Here is an 18,529-nt window from a genome sequence, read left to right on the forward strand (position 1 = left end):
TTTTGGCTCAGTACACCTGAAGCCAGCCAGTCCGCTCTCGGCCAGTCTCAGCCGTGCACCGTGTCGTGCCGCTCGAGCATGGCGATGAAGCCTGCGATCTTACGCGCCCTGGTCTCCGGCTTCTTCACGGCTCCTATGCGGTAGAGGATTGCGTACCGGTTGGCGCCGCTCAGTGTCCCGAAGAAGGCTGCCGCCTCAGGGCTCCGATCAAGCGCTGCCTGGAGGTCCGCCGGCACCTCGGCCGTGCTCGCAGGAGCATAGGCTGCGTCCCACCTGCCATCTGCCTTGGCAGCCTCGACCTGCGCCAGCCCACCGGGGCGCATCCGGCCAGCCTCGATGAGCGCGGTCGCGCGCGTGCGGTTTACCTGTGACCACTTGCTGCGGGCCTTGCGGGGCGTGAAGCGAATGAGCCAATGCTCGTCGTCATACTTGTCGAGCTGGCCATCGATCCAGCCGTGGCAGAGCGCTGCATCGATCGCCTCGGCTTTCGTCACGCTAACACGACCCGAGCCTGCCTTCGCCAGCTTGATCCAGAGCCCTTTCGAATTTGCGGGCTGGAGTTCGAGCCACCGTTCCAGAGCCGCAGCATCGGCAAAGGCTACGATCGGCAGGCCTGCGCGCTCTTCGGTCATCGGTCGATCTCCCAGGGGTCGAGATATGATCCGTTCATCTGCACAACCGATACTATAGCCCGCCTTAAGCGACGTTGTCGTGGCTTGTTGCAGCGCGTCAGAAACGGTCCATGTAGGCGCAAAAGGGGAACGGCGGTTTTCCCAAGTTCCATGCTGGAAGCAGGCTAGCCGCTATCGGCCAAAGCTGGATACCGGTAATCATAGATACTAATCGGCTCTAAGGTCAGGCGACACCTCTAATAGCCGTCTCACGGTCTCGGGCGACCAACGGTGGCCTCTGGGAGGGTGAAAGCCTCTGCGGTCAAGCTCGGCTGCAAGGGCGCGGAGCGAAATCTTCGGCTGCGCCCGCAAAGTGCCGCGCCGCATGTATCAGCCTGTCATGGAGCCTGCTGCAAAGCCTAAGTAATCCAAGTAGCTGCAGGCTGGCCTACGCAACGCGATCGTGGTAGCATGCTGTCTAGCTTCAATGCTTACTGAAGCTCTATGTGATCGCGTACAAGAACCCACATCCCCTTCCCCCTCCAAAACATCCCCGGCATTGCGCCTTCCCCGCGCCTATGGTTAAGTTTGCGCGAAAGGGAAACTCGTGCAAACTTTCCTCACTGCCTTGACCGGCTACGAAGTCGAAACCGCCCAGTCGCGCCTTGGCGCGCTCCGGGCGCTCGAACAGGCCACAACCGCCATGGCCCGGCTCGATCAGGCGGTTTTCGGCCATCCTTATGCGCCGCTGTGGCGGGCCTATGCCGAAATTCAGGCGCTGGCCGAGCTGGGCCGTCAGATCAACGAGCCGGACGACGCCAGACGTATTTTTTCTGCGCTGGCAGGCAGCGGAAACCACGTACTGGAGCCAGCCCTTGGCCGCCAGACGGCAGCCGCCCGCACCCGCTGGCGGGCCATGGAGCAGCGCAAGGGGCATGAAGCGCTGAAAGCCACGGTCGAAGCCCTGTGCGACTTCGGCCCGGCCGACGGCCCAACCCTCGTTCTCCTTATCGCCCGGCTCCACACGCTGGAGCGCCAGCGGCTCGACCGCTGTGACCTCACGCTCGCCGTGCCCTACGCGCTGTGGCGGCTGAAGCTGACCCACGCTCACCTGCCCGGCCTGTTCGGGTCCATCCGGGTGCTGGCCTCAAAAGAGTTCTCCACCACCGCCATGATCGAACGCTTCTGCCAGCGCCTCGCCACTCAGGCCGAGCAGGGCCTGCGCCTGCTCGAAGAGATCGGCCGCGCTGTGGCGGAAAGTCAGCGGAAAGTGGAGGGCGCGAAAACTCAGCGGAAGGAGGCCCTGCGCCGCCTGGCGTGGGAGGCCCTGTGGCCGCGTCCCCTCTCCCCAGCCGGCCTTGCCCGGCGCTGGGGCCAGCAGGTCTCCACCACATCCCGGCTGCTGAAAGCCAGCGAGGAGATCGGCCTGGTTCAGCCTGCTGTTGACCGCTCTGCCATGAAACGCCCCCTGTATCAGCGCTACGCGGGCACACTTCTCTTCCAGATGGCCGGGCTCGAGCCGCCCAGCCGGGGCCGTCCGGCCCTTGCCCCGCACCCTGCCACGCTTGACGCCGGCTTCGATGAAGCCGCCTTCAACGATGCCCTGGCAGCGGTCGACCGGATGCTGGAGCGATTGGGCGAACCGGCGTCGCTCGCGGAGCTGGCGGAGGAATAATCGCCCTTCCCCCTCAGCGCGCGAAAAGTCAGCGGAAACGATTCAAAGCCTTGCAGGCAAAAGCACCGGCCTGGCCGGCTGCTGTGCGAAAGGCGCTGCATGTAGGAGACGGGGGCATAACAAGGATTGTGCTGCGGGGAGGATTGTTTTGCAGGAGGGCCAAGACCCTCTTGGCACCCTCCCTTTTTGCTTACCGGGATGCACCCGGTCGGATCGGCGCGTGAGCTGCACGTGCAGACCGCCATGCGATTTCCCCAGGCGCGTCCCGATAAGGATGCAGGGCAGTCCTTAGGCTGTGGTGTGACCACGAGCGGGACGTACCGGCAAGGCAATCTCTGATCGGTGGGTTTGCCGCCAAGGTCGGCGCGGGTCCTCATGGCAAATGGGACGTCATGAAACGGAACCAGATTCCACCTGCCCAACCTGAACCGCCATGGAGAAGAGCTGTCTGGTCTAGCAGGCGCGTTGATGGAGTCTGAACAGGAACTGCACGTTTCGTCGCCCAATCGCGCCGGGGCGCAGAAGCCGACCCAAACGGAGGCGGAAAACCTCAGATTTCTGCGGGTTTCCGGGCAAATTGCAGGCCTGCAAGACGGCTCTTCCCCTTCCCTGTCGGTCTTGTGTGTCGACAAACGCCACCCGCCGCTGCCGCACCATTGACCAACAAAAAAGCCGCGGTTTTCCGCGGCTTTGAGGATATCTTGCAGGTCTGCAAGATCAGCGGAGCAACTGCTCCGCCGTCTGGCTGATGAGCGCCAGCACCTCATCCTTGCTGGCTCCATGGCCCGGTAGTACTTGGATCTGGAAGGCTCCACCCCGGCCCGGCCGCGTGAAACGCAGCACCGGGCGACCGTTCGGCAACGTCACCGTCTCCGGCCCTGTCTTGCTCGCCTTGGGTGTGGCGGCGCTCTTCTTAAGGCGGGTCCGCACCGTTGCCGCCGGCAGGAAGGGCCTGCCCTCACCCGCCAGCGTCTCTTGCTCCGCCGCCAGTTCGTTTGCTGCCGCCAGCACGGCGCTACGGCCCTTCTCGGTTTTGAGCAGCGGTGCGATCTCGGCGGCAGCGGTGATGTTGAGCGCGCGCTTGTCGCCGAACGCCGCCAGCACCTCCTCCGGCAGCCGGGCAATGGTGAGGTAGCGGCTTAGCCAGCTTTCCGAGACGTTAAGCCGCTTGGCCATGGCGTGCTGCTGGCCGCCGTAATAGTAGTCGAGCGCCTGGGCATAGGAGCGGGCGCGCTCGTAATCCGAGATGTCCTGCCGTTCCCGGTTCTCCAAGTCCTGCAGGCGGAAGGCGGCCTCGTCGTCCATGTCCTGCACGGCGACGAGGAATTTCATCTCCGGGTAGTTGTGGGCGCGCAGCCAGCTGATGCTCCAGTGCCGCCGCGCGCCGCAGATCACTTCATAGTCAACGCTGGCGTCGCCCCGGACCGGCCGCACGACGGCCGGGATCTTCTGCCCGCCCTCGGCGATGAGGTTGTCGATCAGGTCCTGGCACTGAGCGAGGGTCAGCTGGTCATAGATGCGCGCGTTACCCTGCCAGATGCGGCAACGGCTTGGGTCGATCAGCCGCTGGGTCTGCACCTTGGTATCAGAGCCCAGCGCCGAACCCAGCGCCGACATGCGGGTGGAGAGGTTGGCGTTCTCGCCCGCACCGGGCTCCGGCGTATTGGCTTGCCGCTTCTCCAGCGCCTGCGAGATGATGGATTTCGCCTTGATCGCCATGGGTCCCTCTCCTCCTGCCCGAGGTCAGGTGTTTTCGTTTCCGTCAGAGTGCCTAGAGCAGCCCGGCCTGCTCCAGAGATTCATAGTGGCTCGGCCAGGTCTTGCGGATCAGCAGTTCCAGTTCCTTGCCATAGGCGTCGAGGTACGACATGCAGCGCGTCCAGGTCTGGCGCGAGGCGGTCGGCTGGCCGATTTCATAGACGGTCTTCAGCAGCATGCCCGCGTTGTCGATCTCCGCCGAGTCCTTCAGCTGCGCCCGCATCATGCGACGTCCCCAGGTTTCTTCCATGAAATGGCTCATCTCGCCGTGGCTGGTCTTGGTATCCGAACCGCGGGAGATGACGACGCGCAGGAACTTGTAGGCGCGCTCGCGCGGCAAGCTGGAAAGCTGCTCCAGCACATCCGTCATCATGGCGATGAACTTGCGGGTGGAGAACAGGTCCACGTTCGACGGCAGCGTTGGAATGAGCAGCGCATTGGCCGCGCGCAGCACGCTCAGCGAAATGAAGCCGAGCGCCGGCGGCGAGTCGAGGATCACCACGTCATAGTTCTGGGCCGCCCGCTCGATACCCTCGCGCAGCCAGTCGAAATGGATGGGGTTGTCCTTCAATAACACCGCCATCTCGTATTCCGAGCTGAACAGGTCGAGGTTGGCCGGAATCAGATCAAGCCCTTCCCAATGCGTCGGACGAATGGCGTAGCTCAGGTCCTCATAGTCCCGGCGCAGATAAGGATAGAGGGTCTCGCCGCCGCCCAGGTCCACATCCGGGTTGATGCCCATGAGGCTGGTCGAGCTGCCCTGTGGGTCGCAGTCCACCAGCAGCACGCGGTAGCCCTTGAGCGCCAGATAGTGGGCGGTGTGCACAGCGATGGTCGACTTGCCGACGCCGCCCTTGAAGTTCTGCACCGAGAGGATGACCGGCTCGTCGGTTTCCGCCCGCCATGGCAGGGTGCCGAACACCCGGCGCATGTTGTTGATTTCAGGCAGCGTATAGCCCACCCGCCGGTTAGTGGCGGACAGTTCAGGCTGGGGCAGACGGCCGGAGGCTTCGGCTTCCCGAATGGATTCGGAGGAGCGGCCAATCATCTCCGCTGCCTTTCCCATCGGGAAGCGCAGCGTCAACGTGCGGCGCTGATTGCGCTGCGAGACCACATCCTCCAGGGCCTGGAACGACAGCTCCGTGTCGTTGCGGAAGGCAAGGATGGTCTCCAGCGTCTCTAAAGGTTCCATGTGCAGCAGGCTCCTTGGACTGGCAACCCCTCGCTTATAGACAGAGCGCTTTGCAAAATGGAACCCCTTTGACGCAGAATTTGCAAACCCCTCCGCTGATTTTACGCATTCCGCCAAATTCCGAGTCGCTCTATGTCCTCGCTCCGAAACCGCCACAGTGTCCCGAAAGCGCTCCCACGCGCGTACCCTCCCTTGTGGATAAGCTCCGCTGCCTTTTCGCGCTTCCGCTGGGTTTTCGCTTTTCCCCTCCGCTGAGTTTCCCACCTGGGTTCCGCTGCCTTTCCGCAACGACTCGTGTTTCTTCCGCTGGGTTTCCGCGCGGCACAGAATCTGATTCCTATAGACCGAACTTGAATCCCTTCCGATATGATTACGAAAAGTCAGCGGGCAGCCCGTCCCCAGCCATGGTGCAACCCGAAGGTTCGAATCGTTTTTCAATTTTTGGCTTGTCTTTTTTGCAAAACGGCCGCCACAGTCCTGTCGCTACGCAAACGACCCGCCACCCCGGTCTGAACTGGCAAACGCGAAAACCCAGCGGATAACTTTGCAAATTTTTCGCTTTTGTGCGTGACAAAGGCCAACCGGTAACCATAGGCTTGCGGTAGAGAGTCGCTAGGGGCCGACGAAATGGACGATGCAATCGACGTAGAGGGGCTGAGGAAGCAGTTGGAGCTGTTTTCCTATGATGCCGCGCCGATCATGGCCACCACGCGCGACCCGCGCGCTCGCAAGATCATTACCTCCATTTGCGAAATGGAGAAGACCGATCCCAAGCTGAGCTTTCTCGACTCGGCCTTCTGCACCATGAGCCTGCCGGCGCGCCAGCCGGCCAACCCCTATAAACCGATTCAGCGCACGGATGGCCGCTATCAATTGTTGATCGCGCCCAAATCAGTGCCCGGCGAGGATGGCGAGCCGGTGTGCTACGGCGTGCCTTTCGGCCCCAAGGCGCGGCTCATCCTCGTCTATATGATGTCCGAGGCGCGGCGGAACAACAGCCCGGAAATTTACCTCGGCAACAGCCTGTCCCATTTCATGCGCCGCATGGGCTATTCCAGTGACGGCGGCGGCAAGGGCGGGGCGCTGACCGGCGTGCGCGAGCAGCTGCGCCGCCTCTTGCGCTGCGAATGGACCATCCGCTTCGTTGGCGATGACAACAGCGAAACCGTGCAGGACGTGGCGCTGGCCAACGCCTACGAGATTTTCCAGGGCGATGCCTTCGTGAAGCGCATCCGTTTCTCGGATGCCTTTTTCAATCACCTGATGCGCCATTCAGTGCCGCTGGACGAGCGGGCGCTGGCCCAGCTGCGCGACAACGCCACCGCCATTGACCTTTATACCTGGCTGGCCTTCCGCCTGCCCAATGTCGACGGCGAGATCGCGTTCGAGTGGGAGAAGGTTCGCAAGGCCCACTTCGGGCTGGAATCGCCCCGGATGCGCGATTTCCAGCGCGCCATCCGCGACGCCTGGATTCGCGTGCAGGCGGTTTACCCCGCGGCCAAGGCCGACTTCAGCCGGCCGGACGTGGTGGTGCTGCGTGAGTCCGCTCCGCCTGTGGAGAAAGACTTCCTGCCCCGCCGCAGCCACCTGGCCCCGGCCCGGCTGCCGGGTCTGGAGGCGTCGCGCCCGGTCGTGGACAATAGTTTTACCTTTCCCTTGGGAAGTCTCAGCTTCGGCGGCCCGGCCGAGCAGAAGCTGCGGGAAGTCGCGCTTGATCTGGGCGGCGGTTGGGATGTGGACCGTATTGCGGACGAGTTCCGCAAGATTATCCGCGAGCGGCCGGGTGAATTGAAGGGCGCCGAGTTGCTGCGTTGTTGGGCCGGCTTCTGCCGCTCCTATGCCGAGCGGCGTGCCAGCCGGGCGTAAGCCGCTGAAAAGAGGCGGGCGCGAAAAGTCAGCGGACTATATCTTCTCTGGTAAAAACGGGGAGGTGATCTTCCATGGATTACGCGACGCTTGAAGACGGCTGCCGCATCGCCTGGCGGATGGACGGGCCAGAGGGAGCGCCGGTTCTCATCCTGGCCCATGCCCTCGGGGCGTCCCTCGACATGTGGGAGCCGCAGGTTGAAGCCCTGCAAGGGCGGCTTCGCCTGCTGCGCTATGATGCCCGCGGCCATGGCGGATCCGACGTGCCGCCCGGCCCCTATTCCATCGAGCGGCTGGGGCGCGATACCCTTGGCCTTATGGACGCGCTTGGAATCGAGAAGGCGTCCTTCTGCGGCATTTCCATGGGCGGGTTCGTGGGACAGTGGCTGGGCGTCAATGCGCCAGAGCGGCTGGAGAAGCTGATCCTCGCCAATACCTGCGCCTACATGGGCCCGCCGGAGAACTGGTTGTCCCGGATCGAGGCCGTCACCACCCAGGGTGTGGCGGCGCTGGCGGAGGCCACGCTGGGGCGCTGGTTCACGCCAGCCTTTCACGAGCGCGCGCCGGAGACGGTGGAGAGCATCCGCCGCCTGCTGCTGGCGACAAACCCACAGGGCTATGCGGGCTGCGCCGCGGCGATTGCCGAGATGGACCTGCGGGACATTCTTCCGGGGATTACCGCACCCACGCTCGTCATCGGCGGCAGCAAGGATAGCTCGACGCCGCTGGATTGCGCCGAGATGCTTTACGCTGAAATCGCGGACAGCCGGCTGGAGGTTCTGCCGTCCGCGCACCTGTCCAACGTTGAGGATGCCGCCGCCTTCAATTCCCTGCTGCTTGCCTTCCTTGGGGAGTGAGTCCGCCTATGGCGGGTTGGGCCAGCCCTACCGCTTCCGTCCTGTCGCGCCATATGAAAGGAGAAGACTAATCAGTCAGGAAGAGGCGGTCGATCGTGGCAGACGAAGTGCCCGTGCTCGTTGGAGATATCGGCGGCACCAATGCCCGCTTCGCGTTGGCCCGAAGGGGCCCGGCCGGGCAGCCGATGATGGCGGAGACGCGTAAATACAAGTCCGCTGACTTTCCGTCGTTCACGGATGCGGTGCGCCGCTATCTGGAAGAAGCGGCGGAGCTTGCAAGAGGCGTGCGCCGGGCGGTGTTCGCGGTCGCAACGGCGGTGCTCGGCGATACGGTGCGGCTGACCAACAGTCCCTGGGTCGTCTCCGCGCCCGAGGCCTGCCGGCTGTTCGGCCTGGAAAGCCTGAGGCTGGTCAACGACTTCCAGGCCATCGGCCGGGCGGTGCCGCTGATGGAGCGGCAGGATCTCGCCCTCATCGGCCCCTTGCCCGCGCCTGACTGGCGCGCGGACATGACCCTTGCCGTCGTCGGCCCTGGCACCGGCCTTGGCGTTTGCATGGTGCGATTGCAACGCGGCGTGCCGCTGGTCCTGCCGTCCGAGGCCGGGCATACGGCCTTCGCCCCGTCGGACGCGCGCGAGGTCGAGGTGCTGCGCCTCTTGCAGCTGCGTTACGGGCGGGTCTCCAACGAGCGGCTTCTCTCCGGCCCCGGCCTCGTTGCTCTGCATGAAGTCCTGTGCGAGATCGAGGGCAGGCCCACCGCCCTGTCCCGGCCCGAGGCCATTACGGAAGCCGCCGCCCAGGCGCCCGATGGGCCGGAGGCGCAGACGGTCCAGCTGTTCTGCGATCTTTATGGCGCGGTCGCGGGAGATTTCGTTCTGGCTTTCGGCGCATGGGACGGCCTGTTTCTTGCCGGCAATCTCACCTCCGTGCTGCTGCCTGCCTTGCAGGCCAGCCGCTTCCGCCAGCGTTTCGAGGACAAGGGCCGCTTTGCCGATGCCATGGCCAGGGTGCCCTCTCTGGCGATGACCCAACGACTCATCGGGCTCAAGGGCACGGCGGCTCTGGCCCTGGATGAAAACTGATCCGCCCGTCGCAGCACCTGCCTGTGTCGAGCGAAGATTAATGCGTATGACTTAGGTGATACCTCCATTTAATTGACAAGATTGAATCCCACGCCGCCGCTTTTCACAATTGGTTGCAGCCGAGACGTAGCTGCAAGCACCGGGCGAACCACCAGAGTGGGGCGGCAGAATATGACAATATTGCAATCACGATGCCGGGCCATTGGCCTGGCCCTGACCCTCGGCCTTGGAGGCCCGGCGCTGGTGACCGCTGCGCCGACGAGAGATGCGGGCGCGGCGCTTTACGACTTTGCCATCCCGCCGCAGCCGCTGGGCGATGCCCTTAGCCTGTTCGCCCGTCAGACAGGCCTTGCCGTTCTGCATCCGCCCATTCCGCCTGGGGAGCTGTCGCCGGGCGTCAGGGGGCGACGAACGGCGCGGGAAGCGCTTGATCGCCTGCTTGCGGGCACAACGCTGGAAATTGCGGCCACGCCGCGTCAGCCTGCCGGCGGCTTTGCCCTGCGCTCGGTTCGTCGCGCGTCTCCCCAGGGTTCCGGGCGCTGATTCCCTTACGGTTTCACGGTCTGGCGCACTCAATTGGCGTCCGTCGCAAGCCGGGTTGCGCCTCGCGGCTTGATTTGCGACCCCATTCAACGCCAGCATGTGTTCATGCTGTGCTTTGCAACTGGGCCGAAATGGCCGATGATGTCTTTCTTATCCAGAGCCGGGCACTAGCATCTCCAGCCCGGTCGATCGGGGCAGCGCTGCGCGCCGGGTTGGGGAGCGCGCTGTCCCGCGCAAGAACATAAAGCAGGCAGGGTGACGGGGAGGCTTTGATCTTGGTTATTTACACAACCGGCTGTTAGCATAGGGGGCGGGGACTCCCGGGGAGGGAGCGCCGCGTGGCATGTTGCGTGTCTCGAGCAATCAAGGGCCTATATGCCTGTGCGTATGGGTACGAGTAGGTTGTAATGTCGAATACCCTGGAGAGTGTGTCGGGTTTGTTTAATCCCAGGCTGGGCGCTTCTGCGTTGGATGCGATGCCGACGGATGCGGAGGTCTTCACCACCTTCGCGCGCATGGCGGCGGATTGTATGGGCGTTCCCCTGGCCGCCGTCGCGGTGGCGGATGGCGAGCGCCTGCGGTTTCTCGGTGAGATTGGCTTCGGAATTACGGAGACGCCGCTTTCGGCTTCGCTCCTCATGCCTCACTTTCGCGCCGGGCAGCCGCTGACCGTGCTCGACATGTCCCGCGACGCCCGCTTCAGCGCCCATCCGCTCGTTGCCGGCGCGCCGGCGCTGCGGTTTGCGGCGGCCGTGCCGCTGGCGGGAAGCGATGGCCGGGTGTTCGGCTTCGTGGCCGGGCTCGATACGGCGCCCCACCTTGAGGGGCCGACGGAAACGCAGGCGCAAATGCTGCAAGGGCTGGCGAGCCTGCTGCTGGCGTGTCTTGCCGCGCAGGGCCGCGGCCGCGAGACGGAGCGGGCGCTGCAGGAGGCCCGGCGCTGCCTTGAGGCGATCTCCAGCCAGGCTCTGGTCGGCATTCTCCATCAGGATTTCAACGGCCGCATTCTCATGGTCAACGAGCGGTTCTGCGCGCTTGCCGGCCGCAGCGCCAAGGTGTTGCGCCGCGTGCCGCTCGAGCGGCTGATGCATCTGCGCGACTGGCGCAAGCTCCGTGAGCTGTTCGATATGAACCGGCCGACCGGTCAGCCCTTCTCCACCGAGGTCCGCTGGGCCCGCCCGGATGGATCGATGCTCTGGTGCGCGGTCGATGTCTCCTTCGTGCGCGACGAGACCGGGAAGCCGGTTTCGCTTGTCGCCTTCATGCATGACATAACCTGGTACAAGAAGGCCAAGGCTGCGCTGAACAGCAGCGAGGAGCGGTTCCGGCTGGCGACCAAGGCCGCGCGTCTGGGCGTTGCGGACTACCACCTGCCCACCGGCGCGTTCAGCTGGTCGGACGAGTTGCGGGCGATGGTTGGCGCGCCGGAGGGCACAAAGCCCAGCCTGCGCCTGGCGCTGGCGGTTCTTGAGCCGGAGGCGCGGCGGACGGTGCGGAACTGGCTGCTGAAGCCGGACCCGAACGTGCCCCTGCGCGAGGGCGCGCATTATATTCGCATCCGCCGTCTCGATAACGGCGCGCTGCGCTGGCTGGAGGTGCGCGTGTGGGCTTCTGCCGCCGATGACGGCGAGTCCGGCCGGCTGGTGCTCACCACCCGCGACGTCACCGAGGAGAAGAATTCCGAGGAACGCGTCCTCTGGGCGTCCGAGCATGACCCGCTGACCGGTCTTGCCAATCGCCGCCTGTTCCTCAAGCGGCTGAGCGCGGCGGTTCAGCAGGCGGAGACGGAGCGCAGCCATGTGGGTCTTCTGCTGTTCGATCTCGATAAGCTGAAGCAGACCAACGACACGCTGGGGCACGAGGCGGGCGACTTCCTGCTGCGGACGTTCGTTGAGCGGCTTCAAGGGCTGCGGCGGGAAGAGGATACGCTGGCGCGGCTGGGGGGCGATGAGTTCGCGCTCATCATGCCCAACCTGTCGGGCAGCCAGCAGATGCTCGATCTCGCCCAAACGGTGCTCGAGCAGATGCGCGAGCGGCTCACCTTCGAGGGCCACGCCATCGAATGCCGGGCCAGCATCGGGGCCAGCCTTTATCCCGAGCACGGCCGCGACGCCAACAACCTCCAGCGCAACGCCGATGTGGCGCTCTACCGGGCCAAGGCGCAGGGGCGGTGCCGTCTGGTGGTGTTCGAGCCGGAAATGCGCTCGGAACTCCAGCTGCACACCTCCATGCTGTCCATGGCGCGGCAGGCGCTGGATACAGGAAATATCGTGCCCTACTTCCAGCCCAAGATCGCGCTGGATACCGGCAAGCTCGTCGGCTTCGAAGCGCTGCTGCGCTGGCGGCATCCGCGCCGGGGCATCCAGGGGCCGGCCCAGATCGCCGCCGCCCTTGAGGACCAGGATCTGGCCGTGGCCATCAGCGAACGCATGTTCGCCCTGGTGGCGGCGCAGATGCGCGCCTGGCTGGATGCGGGCTATGAGTTCGGCCATGTGGCCGTCAACGCCTCGGCTGTAGAGTTTCTGCGCGACAACTTTGCCGAACGCGTGCTCGGCCAGTTGCAGGAAGCGGGGGTGCCGCCCCGCTATCTCGAACTGGAAGTCACGGAGTCGGTTCTGCTCGGTCACCAGTCCGACCGGTCCGATCGCATTTTGCGGACGCTGAGCAACGCGGGCGTGCGGATTGCGCTTGATGATTTCGGCACCGGCTTTGCCTCCCTGTCACATTTGAAGCGCTTTCCGGTTGATACCATCAAGATCGACCAGAGCTTCGTGCGCGACCTGGAGAACGACCCCTTCGGCGGGGCCATCATTCGGGCGGTCATCAGCCTGGGGCAGAGCCTTGGCATCTGCGTCGTGGCCGAGGGCATCGAGACCCAGGCGCAGGCGGATTTCCTGCTGGCGCACCAGTGCGACGTGGGGCAGGGCTATTTTCTCGGCCGCCCCGCCGCCGCCATGGCCGCCGAAAATCTGCTGCAAGGCGTCTATGCGGCCTAGCGCAGCTTTCGAGCAGGGTGGACCATCCTGCGGTTGAAGAAAACGCGACCACCAAAAGGCTCTGGAGTTTTCGCGGCAGCAACTCCATCGCCTTCACCCGTCTGCGCGAAAAGTCAGCGGAAAAAATTCGGGCGGTTTTCCCCACCCGCACGGGCGAGTGGCCCTTCGTGCGCGCTGGCGTAAAATCGGCGTGAGACATTCAGCCTGGAAGGGGAGAGACCATGGCTGCTGGCATAGCTGCGCGCGCCTTGCCATCCTGGAAATTCGCCCGGCGCGTCATCGGGCCGTTGCTGTTGCCGGCGCTTCTGCTTGCCGCCTGCGCCAGGCCTCCCGTCTGCCAGGGCGAGGCGCCGGCATACGCGCTTCCTGGCGCATCTGCGCCTATCAGGGCGCTGGCGCTGCTGAACATGCGATCCATGGAAAATCTTGCCTGCTGGGCTGAACGCAACGACCAGCTTGCCCAGTACGCCCTGGGCATCGCCTATGAGCACGGGCTGGGTGTGCCGGCTGACCGCAAGGCCGCTATGCGCTATTACCGCGCCGCGGCCGCATCGGTGCCGGGGCGGATCTGGGTCTACTCCCCGCCGGTTGGAAAGGAGAGCATGGGCCGGGTCATTCCCGTCGACACCGGGCCGGGCCGCACTGGCCTGCCCGAAGCCCGCGCGGCGCTGGAGCGCCTCACCGCCTCGCGGGACAACGGCGACAGGCCATAAGAACATCCCATGTCTCTGCCGCCGCTTGTCTGACGCCTGCCGGGCGCGCGGCCTATCAGTAGTGCTGGCGCTCCGAATACATCTGCCGGTTGCGCCGACGGCGGCCGGTCAGCAGCGCCGCCGCGCAGCCGACTGCGCCGGCGATCAGCAGCGAGCGCACCGGGTGCTCGGCCACGTTGCGGCTCACCTGGTCCGTTGCGTTCTGCACGGACTGGCGGGCGCTGCCATACCATTCTTGGGCGCGGCCCATCAGTTCCTGGCGGGTGCCTTCGCCCTGCTGGCGCGAGCTGCCGGTAATGTCGCTGGCACCTTGCTGTGCCTTGCCCATGCCGGTCCTCAAAGTGCCTTCAACCCGATCCTGATTCATAACGTCACTCCTGACATTGCCGTGGAAAGAAAAAATCAAAGCGCCATCCCGCCGCCGTCCGGCGCGGCCTTCGGCCGGGCCGGGCGCGCCCCGCGCGGGATGGCGGATCAACGGCGCCGGCCGCGGCCTGTTCCGCCCAGGGCGGCGAAGCGCACCGCCCGCGCCGCGTGCGGAGCATCCGGAAGGCGCATCCTCGCTACATCGCCCGGCGGCGGGCCGACCACTGCATCTCCCGGTCATCCCGGCGGAAGGCCACCATGCCGAGCACAAAACCAAGTGCCGCGGCGATCAGCACGGCGGAAATGGGCTGGTCGGAAACCGTGCGGCCCATGGTGTCGGCGGCGTCCCGCATGGACTCGCGCGCCTGGCCATAAGCCCGCCGGGCCCGGCCGCGCATCCGCTGGCGCATCCCGCGCTCTTCCAGCACCTCGTCTCCGGTCAGGGTGCCAAAGGCCTGCCGCGTGCGGCCCGACATTTCATCCAGGCCGCCTCGTGTTGTCTGCTCGTTCGCCATCTGCTGCCTCCTGTGCGTCAAACTTGGGTCCGGTCCGCCAGTCGGGCGGTCTGGCCGGGCCAGTCAGTGGGTGCTGGGGCTGATGGAGTTCATCGCCCCCATACAGGCCTGTTCGCAGCGGCGGCAGGCCTCGGCGCATACCTGGCAGTGCTCATGGCGCCGGGCATGGCGTTCGCATTCCTCAGCGCACAGGCGGCAGGCGGTGGCGCAGGCCTGCAGGGTTATGCGGATCAACTCTTCATTCGAGCCGGTGCGGCGGGTGGCCACCTTGCCGGTCGTCGCGCACAGGTCCGCGCAGTCAAGGTTCAGGCGGATGCACTGGCGCAACTCCTGCACCATCTCCTCGGCCAGGCACGCATCCGCGCAGGAAATGCAAATTTGGGCGCAATCGTAACATTCCTCGATACAGCGGATGAGAATATCGTTGGTGTTGCCGCGCACGTCGGGGTGCGTGCGGATCATCTGTTCAGCGTGCATGAAATCACCTCTCGCGTTGGCCTTGGGGGAAGAAAAGGGCCAGCCGGGAGAGAGAATGTTCCGCCCGGCTGTTCTCAAAGGAACATCAGCCGGGCAGGGAGGTTCCGGCCCGGTCGTGTTCTGCCTTGCGCTGCCGCCTTGGTCAGTCGAGCCGGGTGAAAAGGCCGTAGAGGGTGGGCTTGAGGTAAAGGTCGATGGCCTGGGGCCCCGTGATGTCCGGCACCAGGCGCACCAGTTCCAGGACGGAGTTGATGCCCGCGTACAGCATCTCAGAGGCCACCAGCGGGTCCACGGCGCGCAGTGAGCCGTCGGCGATTCCGTCTGAAATCATCGAGGCGAAGCGGCGCGAGACGCGGCCGGAGTCGGCCAGTATCGCTCGCCGCAGCGGGTCCGGCAGCACGCTCAGCGCCGAGGCGCGCATCAAGGGGCCCTGCTCCGAAAGCTGGAAGGCGACCAGGCTGGCGGCGGCTGTCGTCAGGCGGGTCCAGCCGTCGCTCTCAAGGGCGCTGGCGGCCAGCTGAGTCTGCCGGGTGATCTCGAAGGTGCGCTCGAAGCAGGCGATCACCAGGTCATCCTTGGCATCGTTGTGGTGGTAGAACGCGCCCTTGGTAACGTTGAGGCTTTCTGAAATCCGCGCCACCGATGCGCCCCGGTAGCCGATCTCGTTGATGAGCCGGGTGGCGGCCATCAAGAAGGCGTCGGCACCGCTGTCCTGCGTGTCCGGCAGGGCGGGTGTCAGGATCTGCGGGGTCCATGCCGCGCCGGGGCGGGCGATGCCGCCCAGCAGCGCATCCAGCAGGCGCGCGGCGAGGCGCGGGGCGTCCTCCGCATCGTAGTGCTCGATCCACACCACCGACCACAGCAGCTGCTCCAGCACCAGGTTGGCGCGGGCGTTGAGGCCGCGTCGGCCGGCCCAGGCCATTTCCGGTCCTTCCATCAGGCCGCGCAGCCGCCGCACCATGGCCTGAAGCGCATTTCGCACCACGCCGGCATGGGGCGGCCGCAGCGCGCGCACTTCGTCGAACCGCGCCATCGGCGGGGCCTCGCCCGCGCGGATGAGAAACTGGTTCTCCAGGTACAGCCGTATCAGCGTCTCCAGCCGGGCAGCGGGGGTGGGCTCGGCGCTGGCGGCCTCGATCATGGCATCCCAGCGTTCGACGGCGCGCACCATGCAGGCGGAGACCAGGTCCTCCTTGCGCGGAAAATAATAGGCGACGCTGGTGGTGGTCAGCCCCACGGCGCCGGCCACTTCGGCAAAGGTTACGCCCCGCACGCCCTGCTGGTTGAGAATATCGACGGCCGCGGCCAGGACGGTCTCCTTGCGCGCGTTGTACCGGTTGGTTGCAGCCGGCCGTGCCGTCATCTTGCCCTCGGGTTGCGTTGCTCTGGGCCCCCGCGTCTTGCCGGGGTCATCTGCGGTGCACCATAAATTGCGCCTTGCCCCCTGCAAAGCAGGCAATGGCGGGGGAGGGGCCTGTTGATGGGGAGGGCCCCCACGCAAAAGCTCTTGAGAACAAAGAAGGAACATGCCAGCATCCGCCTCCTGCGCCGAGGGAAGGAAGGAGAAAAATCATGACCGCATTTGCGCTTGAGGAAGGGCCGGACGGGCAGCCGCGCTGCGCCTGGTGCCTGGCAACCCCCGCCTATCGGCGCTACCACGATACTGAATGGGGTTTTCCGGTGGGCGATGACCGGCTGCTGTTTGAGAAGGTCAGCCTCGAAGGCTTCCAGTGCGGTCTCAGCTGGCTCACCATTCTCAACAAGCGGGAGGCTTTCCGCGCCGCCTTTGCCAACTTCGATTTTGAGATGGTGGCGCGCTTTGGCGAGGCGGATGTGGAGCGTCTGTTGCAGGACCCAGGTATCGTGCGCCATCGCGGCAAGATCCAGTCGGTCATCAACAATGCCCGCCGCGCCGTGGCGCTGCGGGAGAAGGAAGGCTCGCTCGCGGCCTTTTTCTGGCGTTACGAGCCCGACCCGGCGGAGCACGCCCGCCGTGGCGTGGTGGCGGAGACGCCGGAGTCGACCGCTCTTTCCAAGGCTCTGAAGAAGCAGGGCTGGAGTTTCGTCGGCCCCACCACCATGCACGCATTCATGCAGGCCATGGGGCTGGTCAACGATCATGCCCCCGGCTGCATTGTTCACGCGCAGGTGGAGGCGGCGCGGCAGGCCTTTCTCCGCCCGGCCTGAGGTGTCTCCATCCCGCCCTGGGGATTGAGATGGCTCTGAAATGGCTTACAAAGCCCGTTCGTCCATTTCATCTCCAGCCTGCCGGCGGCGTGTCCGGTCAGGCCGGATTAAAGGCAAGGCACAGGTTCTCCATGGCCAAATCCACCCCTGCGGTTGTGACGCTCCAGCGCGCGGGCGCCGATTTTACGCTTCACACCTATGATTATGCGCCGGGCAACCAGCGCGTCGGCCTCCAGGCGGCCGAGGCGCTGGGGGTCAGCCCGTCAGAGGTCTACAAGACGCTGATGGCGCTGGTGGATGGCAAGCCGGTATGCGCCATTGCTCCGTCTGACCAGGAAATCAGCCTCAAGCGGCTGGCCTCAGCGGCAGGCGGCAAGGCGGCGCAGATGATGCCCGTGCCCGATGCCGAACGGGTAACCGGCTATCGCGTCGGCGGCATCAGCCCCTTTGGCCAGCGTCGCGCCGTGCCGGTGTTTCTGGAGGAAGGGGCGCTTCGCCTGCCGCTCATTTTTCTCAACGGCGGCCAGCGCGGCCTTCAGGTGCGGCTTGACCCGCGCGAGATTGTCCGCATCCTGAACGCCACCGCGGCCCCGCTGCTCTAGGCGCAGAATTTCTCCAAGCCATTCTGCAGCGCGTCCTTCGCGGCGCTGTTCCAGGCCGGTGCTCCATGCTCCTTGCACTCTGGGCACAGGTGCAAGCCGTCGGCCTCGCGCCAGCCATCGGGTAGCCAGGCATGGGTGAGCTGGTCATGGCGGTTGAACTTGACCACCATGTTCGCCTCGATATGGCAACCGTCGCAGCGGGCCATGGATGGCCAGTGAAGAGTGTGCAAAATCATCACGCAAATTCCTGGCCTGCTCCGCCGCGCATGGCCTTTCTCCCCCGGCGCTCAAGGCCTAGGGGCCGCCTGATCCGCTCCAGCTCATCGTGCCCGGCATCCGCCGGTACTCTGATCGCCTCTGCGCGCGCTTCGGTCCGATAGTCTGCCATACACGGCGACATCCAAGCGCCGCCCTCATTCATGGCGGGCTCCGGCTGTTCCATGTTCGCGCCGCATCTTGCGCGGCGCTGTTGAAGGCGGATTGGTTTCAAGCAACATGTCACTCACGTTTTTCGGCAAGGCGCGATCCTCACCGACCGACAAGCGGCTGGCCAGGAAAGCCATGGCGTCAGGCGTTAATCTGCGGGTGCTGGTCAGGGCTGTTCGTTATTGGCCAGGTGCTCCGGCTTGCGCCTCACGCTCAGCGGCAGATCAATCCCCGGATTGGGCTTGGCGCTTGGCGAGATGGTCCGCATGACGCTGAGGCTGGCCGCGAAGGTATGGCCGCACTCCACATCCGAGCACTGGTAATGGATTTCCCGGTAAAGAGCCGTGACGGCGCGGCTCGTCCGGGCGACGGCGGGCGCCGTGCAATGCGGGCATTGCATGGCCGGGAGCCGGGGGGCTTTACGCATCTGCTGCATCGAACTGAACTCCGGTCGTCGAGACTTGAGAGGGGTGTGGTCGCTGGATCGTGGGCTGCTGTCTGGCAGGCCGCCCAGGCTTTGCCGGGCAGGCGCGGAGAATGGCGGGATAGGCGCCGGAAACGCCGCAGGGCCTCTCCATATACGCAGCATGCCAACGTCTCACATGGTGCCAATATATACTCATTACTATATCGATATAGCATTTCGTATGGACATTCAATACG

Annotated in this window: 20 protein-coding genes; 9 read left to right on the forward strand and 11 right to left on the reverse strand. The window is 65.0% G+C overall.

What is annotated here, in order from left to right:
- Nucleotides 1-47: 47 nt before the first annotated feature.
- Both L0C21_RS14495 and L0C21_RS16960 read right to left on the reverse strand, forming a co-directional pair.
- Nucleotides 48-632, reverse strand: coding sequence for a YdeI/OmpD-associated family protein (locus L0C21_RS14495; RefSeq protein WP_259279151.1), 585 nt, complete (start codon nt 630-632; stop codon nt 48-50).
- 207 nt (nt 633-839) lie between these two features.
- Nucleotides 840-998, reverse strand: coding sequence for a recombinase family protein (locus tag L0C21_RS16960; RefSeq protein WP_374940268.1), 159 nt, complete (start codon nt 996-998; stop codon nt 840-842).
- Between the two features lie 220 nt (nt 999-1,218).
- Between L0C21_RS16960 and L0C21_RS14500 the strand changes: the two genes are divergently transcribed.
- Nucleotides 1,219-2,286: a hypothetical protein gene (locus tag L0C21_RS14500; protein WP_259279152.1), complete on the forward strand. Its 1,068-nt coding sequence runs from the start codon at nt 1,219-1,221 to the stop codon at nt 2,284-2,286.
- Between the two features lie 717 nt (nt 2,287-3,003).
- On the opposite strand, the gene L0C21_RS14505 is transcribed toward L0C21_RS14500, so the two are convergent.
- Both L0C21_RS14505 and L0C21_RS14510 read right to left on the reverse strand, forming a co-directional pair.
- On the reverse strand, nt 3,004-4,005 hold the full coding sequence (locus L0C21_RS14505; protein ID WP_259279153.1) for a ParB/RepB/Spo0J family partition protein: 1,002 nt from the start codon (nt 4,003-4,005) through the stop codon (nt 3,004-3,006).
- Between the two features lie 52 nt (nt 4,006-4,057).
- A complete protein-coding gene (locus L0C21_RS14510; RefSeq protein WP_259279154.1) occupies nt 4,058-5,236 on the reverse strand; it encodes an AAA family ATPase in 1,179 nt (392 codons plus the stop codon).
- A 627-nt stretch (nt 5,237-5,863) separates the two neighbouring features.
- Here L0C21_RS14510 and L0C21_RS14515 point away from each other — a divergent pair.
- From L0C21_RS14515 to L0C21_RS14540, 6 genes are all read left to right on the forward strand, one after another.
- On the forward strand, nt 5,864-7,102 hold the full coding sequence (locus L0C21_RS14515; RefSeq protein WP_259279155.1) for a replication protein RepA: 1,239 nt from the start codon (nt 5,864-5,866) through the stop codon (nt 7,100-7,102).
- Nucleotides 7,103-7,176: 74 nt separating this feature from the next.
- Nucleotides 7,177-7,959: a 3-oxoadipate enol-lactonase gene (pcaD, locus tag L0C21_RS14520; RefSeq protein WP_259279156.1), complete on the forward strand. Its 783-nt coding sequence runs from the start codon at nt 7,177-7,179 to the stop codon at nt 7,957-7,959.
- Between the two features lie 95 nt (nt 7,960-8,054).
- The gene (gene glk / locus L0C21_RS14525; RefSeq protein ID WP_259279157.1) at nt 8,055-9,041 is read left to right on the forward strand and encodes a glucokinase; all 987 of its coding nucleotides are present in this window, start codon (nt 8,055-8,057) and stop codon (nt 9,039-9,041) included.
- A gap of 171 nt (nt 9,042-9,212) precedes the next feature.
- Nucleotides 9,213-9,584, forward strand: a complete 372-nt coding sequence (locus L0C21_RS14530) for an STN domain-containing protein (RefSeq protein ID WP_259279158.1) — start codon at nt 9,213-9,215, stop codon at nt 9,582-9,584.
- A 476-nt stretch (nt 9,585-10,060) separates the two neighbouring features.
- On the forward strand, nt 10,061-12,580 hold the full coding sequence (locus L0C21_RS14535; protein WP_259279159.1) for a sensor domain-containing phosphodiesterase: 2,520 nt from the start codon (nt 10,061-10,063) through the stop codon (nt 12,578-12,580).
- A gap of 221 nt (nt 12,581-12,801) precedes the next feature.
- Nucleotides 12,802-13,293: an SEL1-like repeat protein gene (locus L0C21_RS14540; RefSeq protein ID WP_259279160.1), complete on the forward strand. Its 492-nt coding sequence runs from the start codon at nt 12,802-12,804 to the stop codon at nt 13,291-13,293.
- Nucleotides 13,294-13,348: 55 nt separating this feature from the next.
- On the opposite strand, the gene L0C21_RS14545 is transcribed toward L0C21_RS14540, so the two are convergent.
- The 4 genes from L0C21_RS14545 to L0C21_RS14560 form a co-directional block, all read right to left on the reverse strand.
- On the reverse strand, nt 13,349-13,660 hold the full coding sequence (locus L0C21_RS14545) for a CsbD family protein (RefSeq protein WP_259279161.1): 312 nt from the start codon (nt 13,658-13,660) through the stop codon (nt 13,349-13,351).
- A gap of 196 nt (nt 13,661-13,856) precedes the next feature.
- Nucleotides 13,857-14,174, reverse strand: a complete 318-nt coding sequence (locus L0C21_RS14550; RefSeq protein ID WP_259279162.1) for a hypothetical protein — start codon at nt 14,172-14,174, stop codon at nt 13,857-13,859.
- 63 nt (nt 14,175-14,237) lie between these two features.
- Nucleotides 14,238-14,651: a four-helix bundle copper-binding protein gene (locus L0C21_RS14555; protein ID WP_259279163.1), complete on the reverse strand. Its 414-nt coding sequence runs from the start codon at nt 14,649-14,651 to the stop codon at nt 14,238-14,240.
- Nucleotides 14,652-14,793: 142 nt separating this feature from the next.
- Nucleotides 14,794-16,014, reverse strand: a complete 1,221-nt coding sequence (locus L0C21_RS14560) for a TetR/AcrR family transcriptional regulator (protein ID WP_259279164.1) — start codon at nt 16,012-16,014, stop codon at nt 14,794-14,796.
- Between the two features lie 209 nt (nt 16,015-16,223).
- Here L0C21_RS14560 and L0C21_RS14565 point away from each other — a divergent pair, with 209 nt between their 5' ends.
- Together L0C21_RS14565 and ybaK are read left to right on the forward strand one after the other, a co-directional pair.
- Nucleotides 16,224-16,838 (forward strand): DNA-3-methyladenine glycosylase I, encoded by a 615-nt coding sequence (locus L0C21_RS14565; protein WP_259279165.1) that lies wholly within the window; start codon nt 16,224-16,226, stop codon nt 16,836-16,838.
- A 131-nt stretch (nt 16,839-16,969) separates the two neighbouring features.
- Nucleotides 16,970-17,440: a Cys-tRNA(Pro) deacylase gene (gene ybaK / locus L0C21_RS14570; RefSeq protein WP_259279166.1), complete on the forward strand. Its 471-nt coding sequence runs from the start codon at nt 16,970-16,972 to the stop codon at nt 17,438-17,440.
- Here the strand turns inward: ybaK and L0C21_RS14575 are convergent.
- The 3 genes from L0C21_RS14575 to L0C21_RS14585 all read right to left on the reverse strand — a co-directional run bounded on the left by L0C21_RS14575 (nt 17,437) and on the right by L0C21_RS14585 (nt 18,266).
- Nucleotides 17,437-17,676 carry a hypothetical protein gene (locus L0C21_RS14575; RefSeq protein WP_259279167.1) on the reverse strand — a complete coding sequence of 80 codons (240 nt, stop codon included), beginning with the start codon at nt 17,674-17,676 and terminating at the stop codon, nt 17,437-17,439. The genes ybaK and L0C21_RS14575 overlap by 4 nt on opposite strands.
- 177 nt (nt 17,677-17,853) lie before the next feature.
- The gene (locus tag L0C21_RS14580; RefSeq protein WP_259279168.1) at nt 17,854-18,003 is read right to left on the reverse strand and encodes a hypothetical protein; all 150 of its coding nucleotides are present in this window, start codon (nt 18,001-18,003) and stop codon (nt 17,854-17,856) included.
- Between the two features lie 29 nt (nt 18,004-18,032).
- On the reverse strand, nt 18,033-18,266 hold the full coding sequence (locus L0C21_RS14585; protein ID WP_259279169.1) for an Ogr/Delta-like zinc finger protein: 234 nt from the start codon (nt 18,264-18,266) through the stop codon (nt 18,033-18,035).
- Between the last annotated feature and the right edge of the window lie 263 nt (nt 18,267-18,529).

The organism is Pedomonas mirosovicensis (assembly GCF_022569295.1).
Lineage (GTDB): Bacteria > Pseudomonadota > Alphaproteobacteria > Sphingomonadales > Sphingomonadaceae > Pedomonas > Pedomonas mirosovicensis.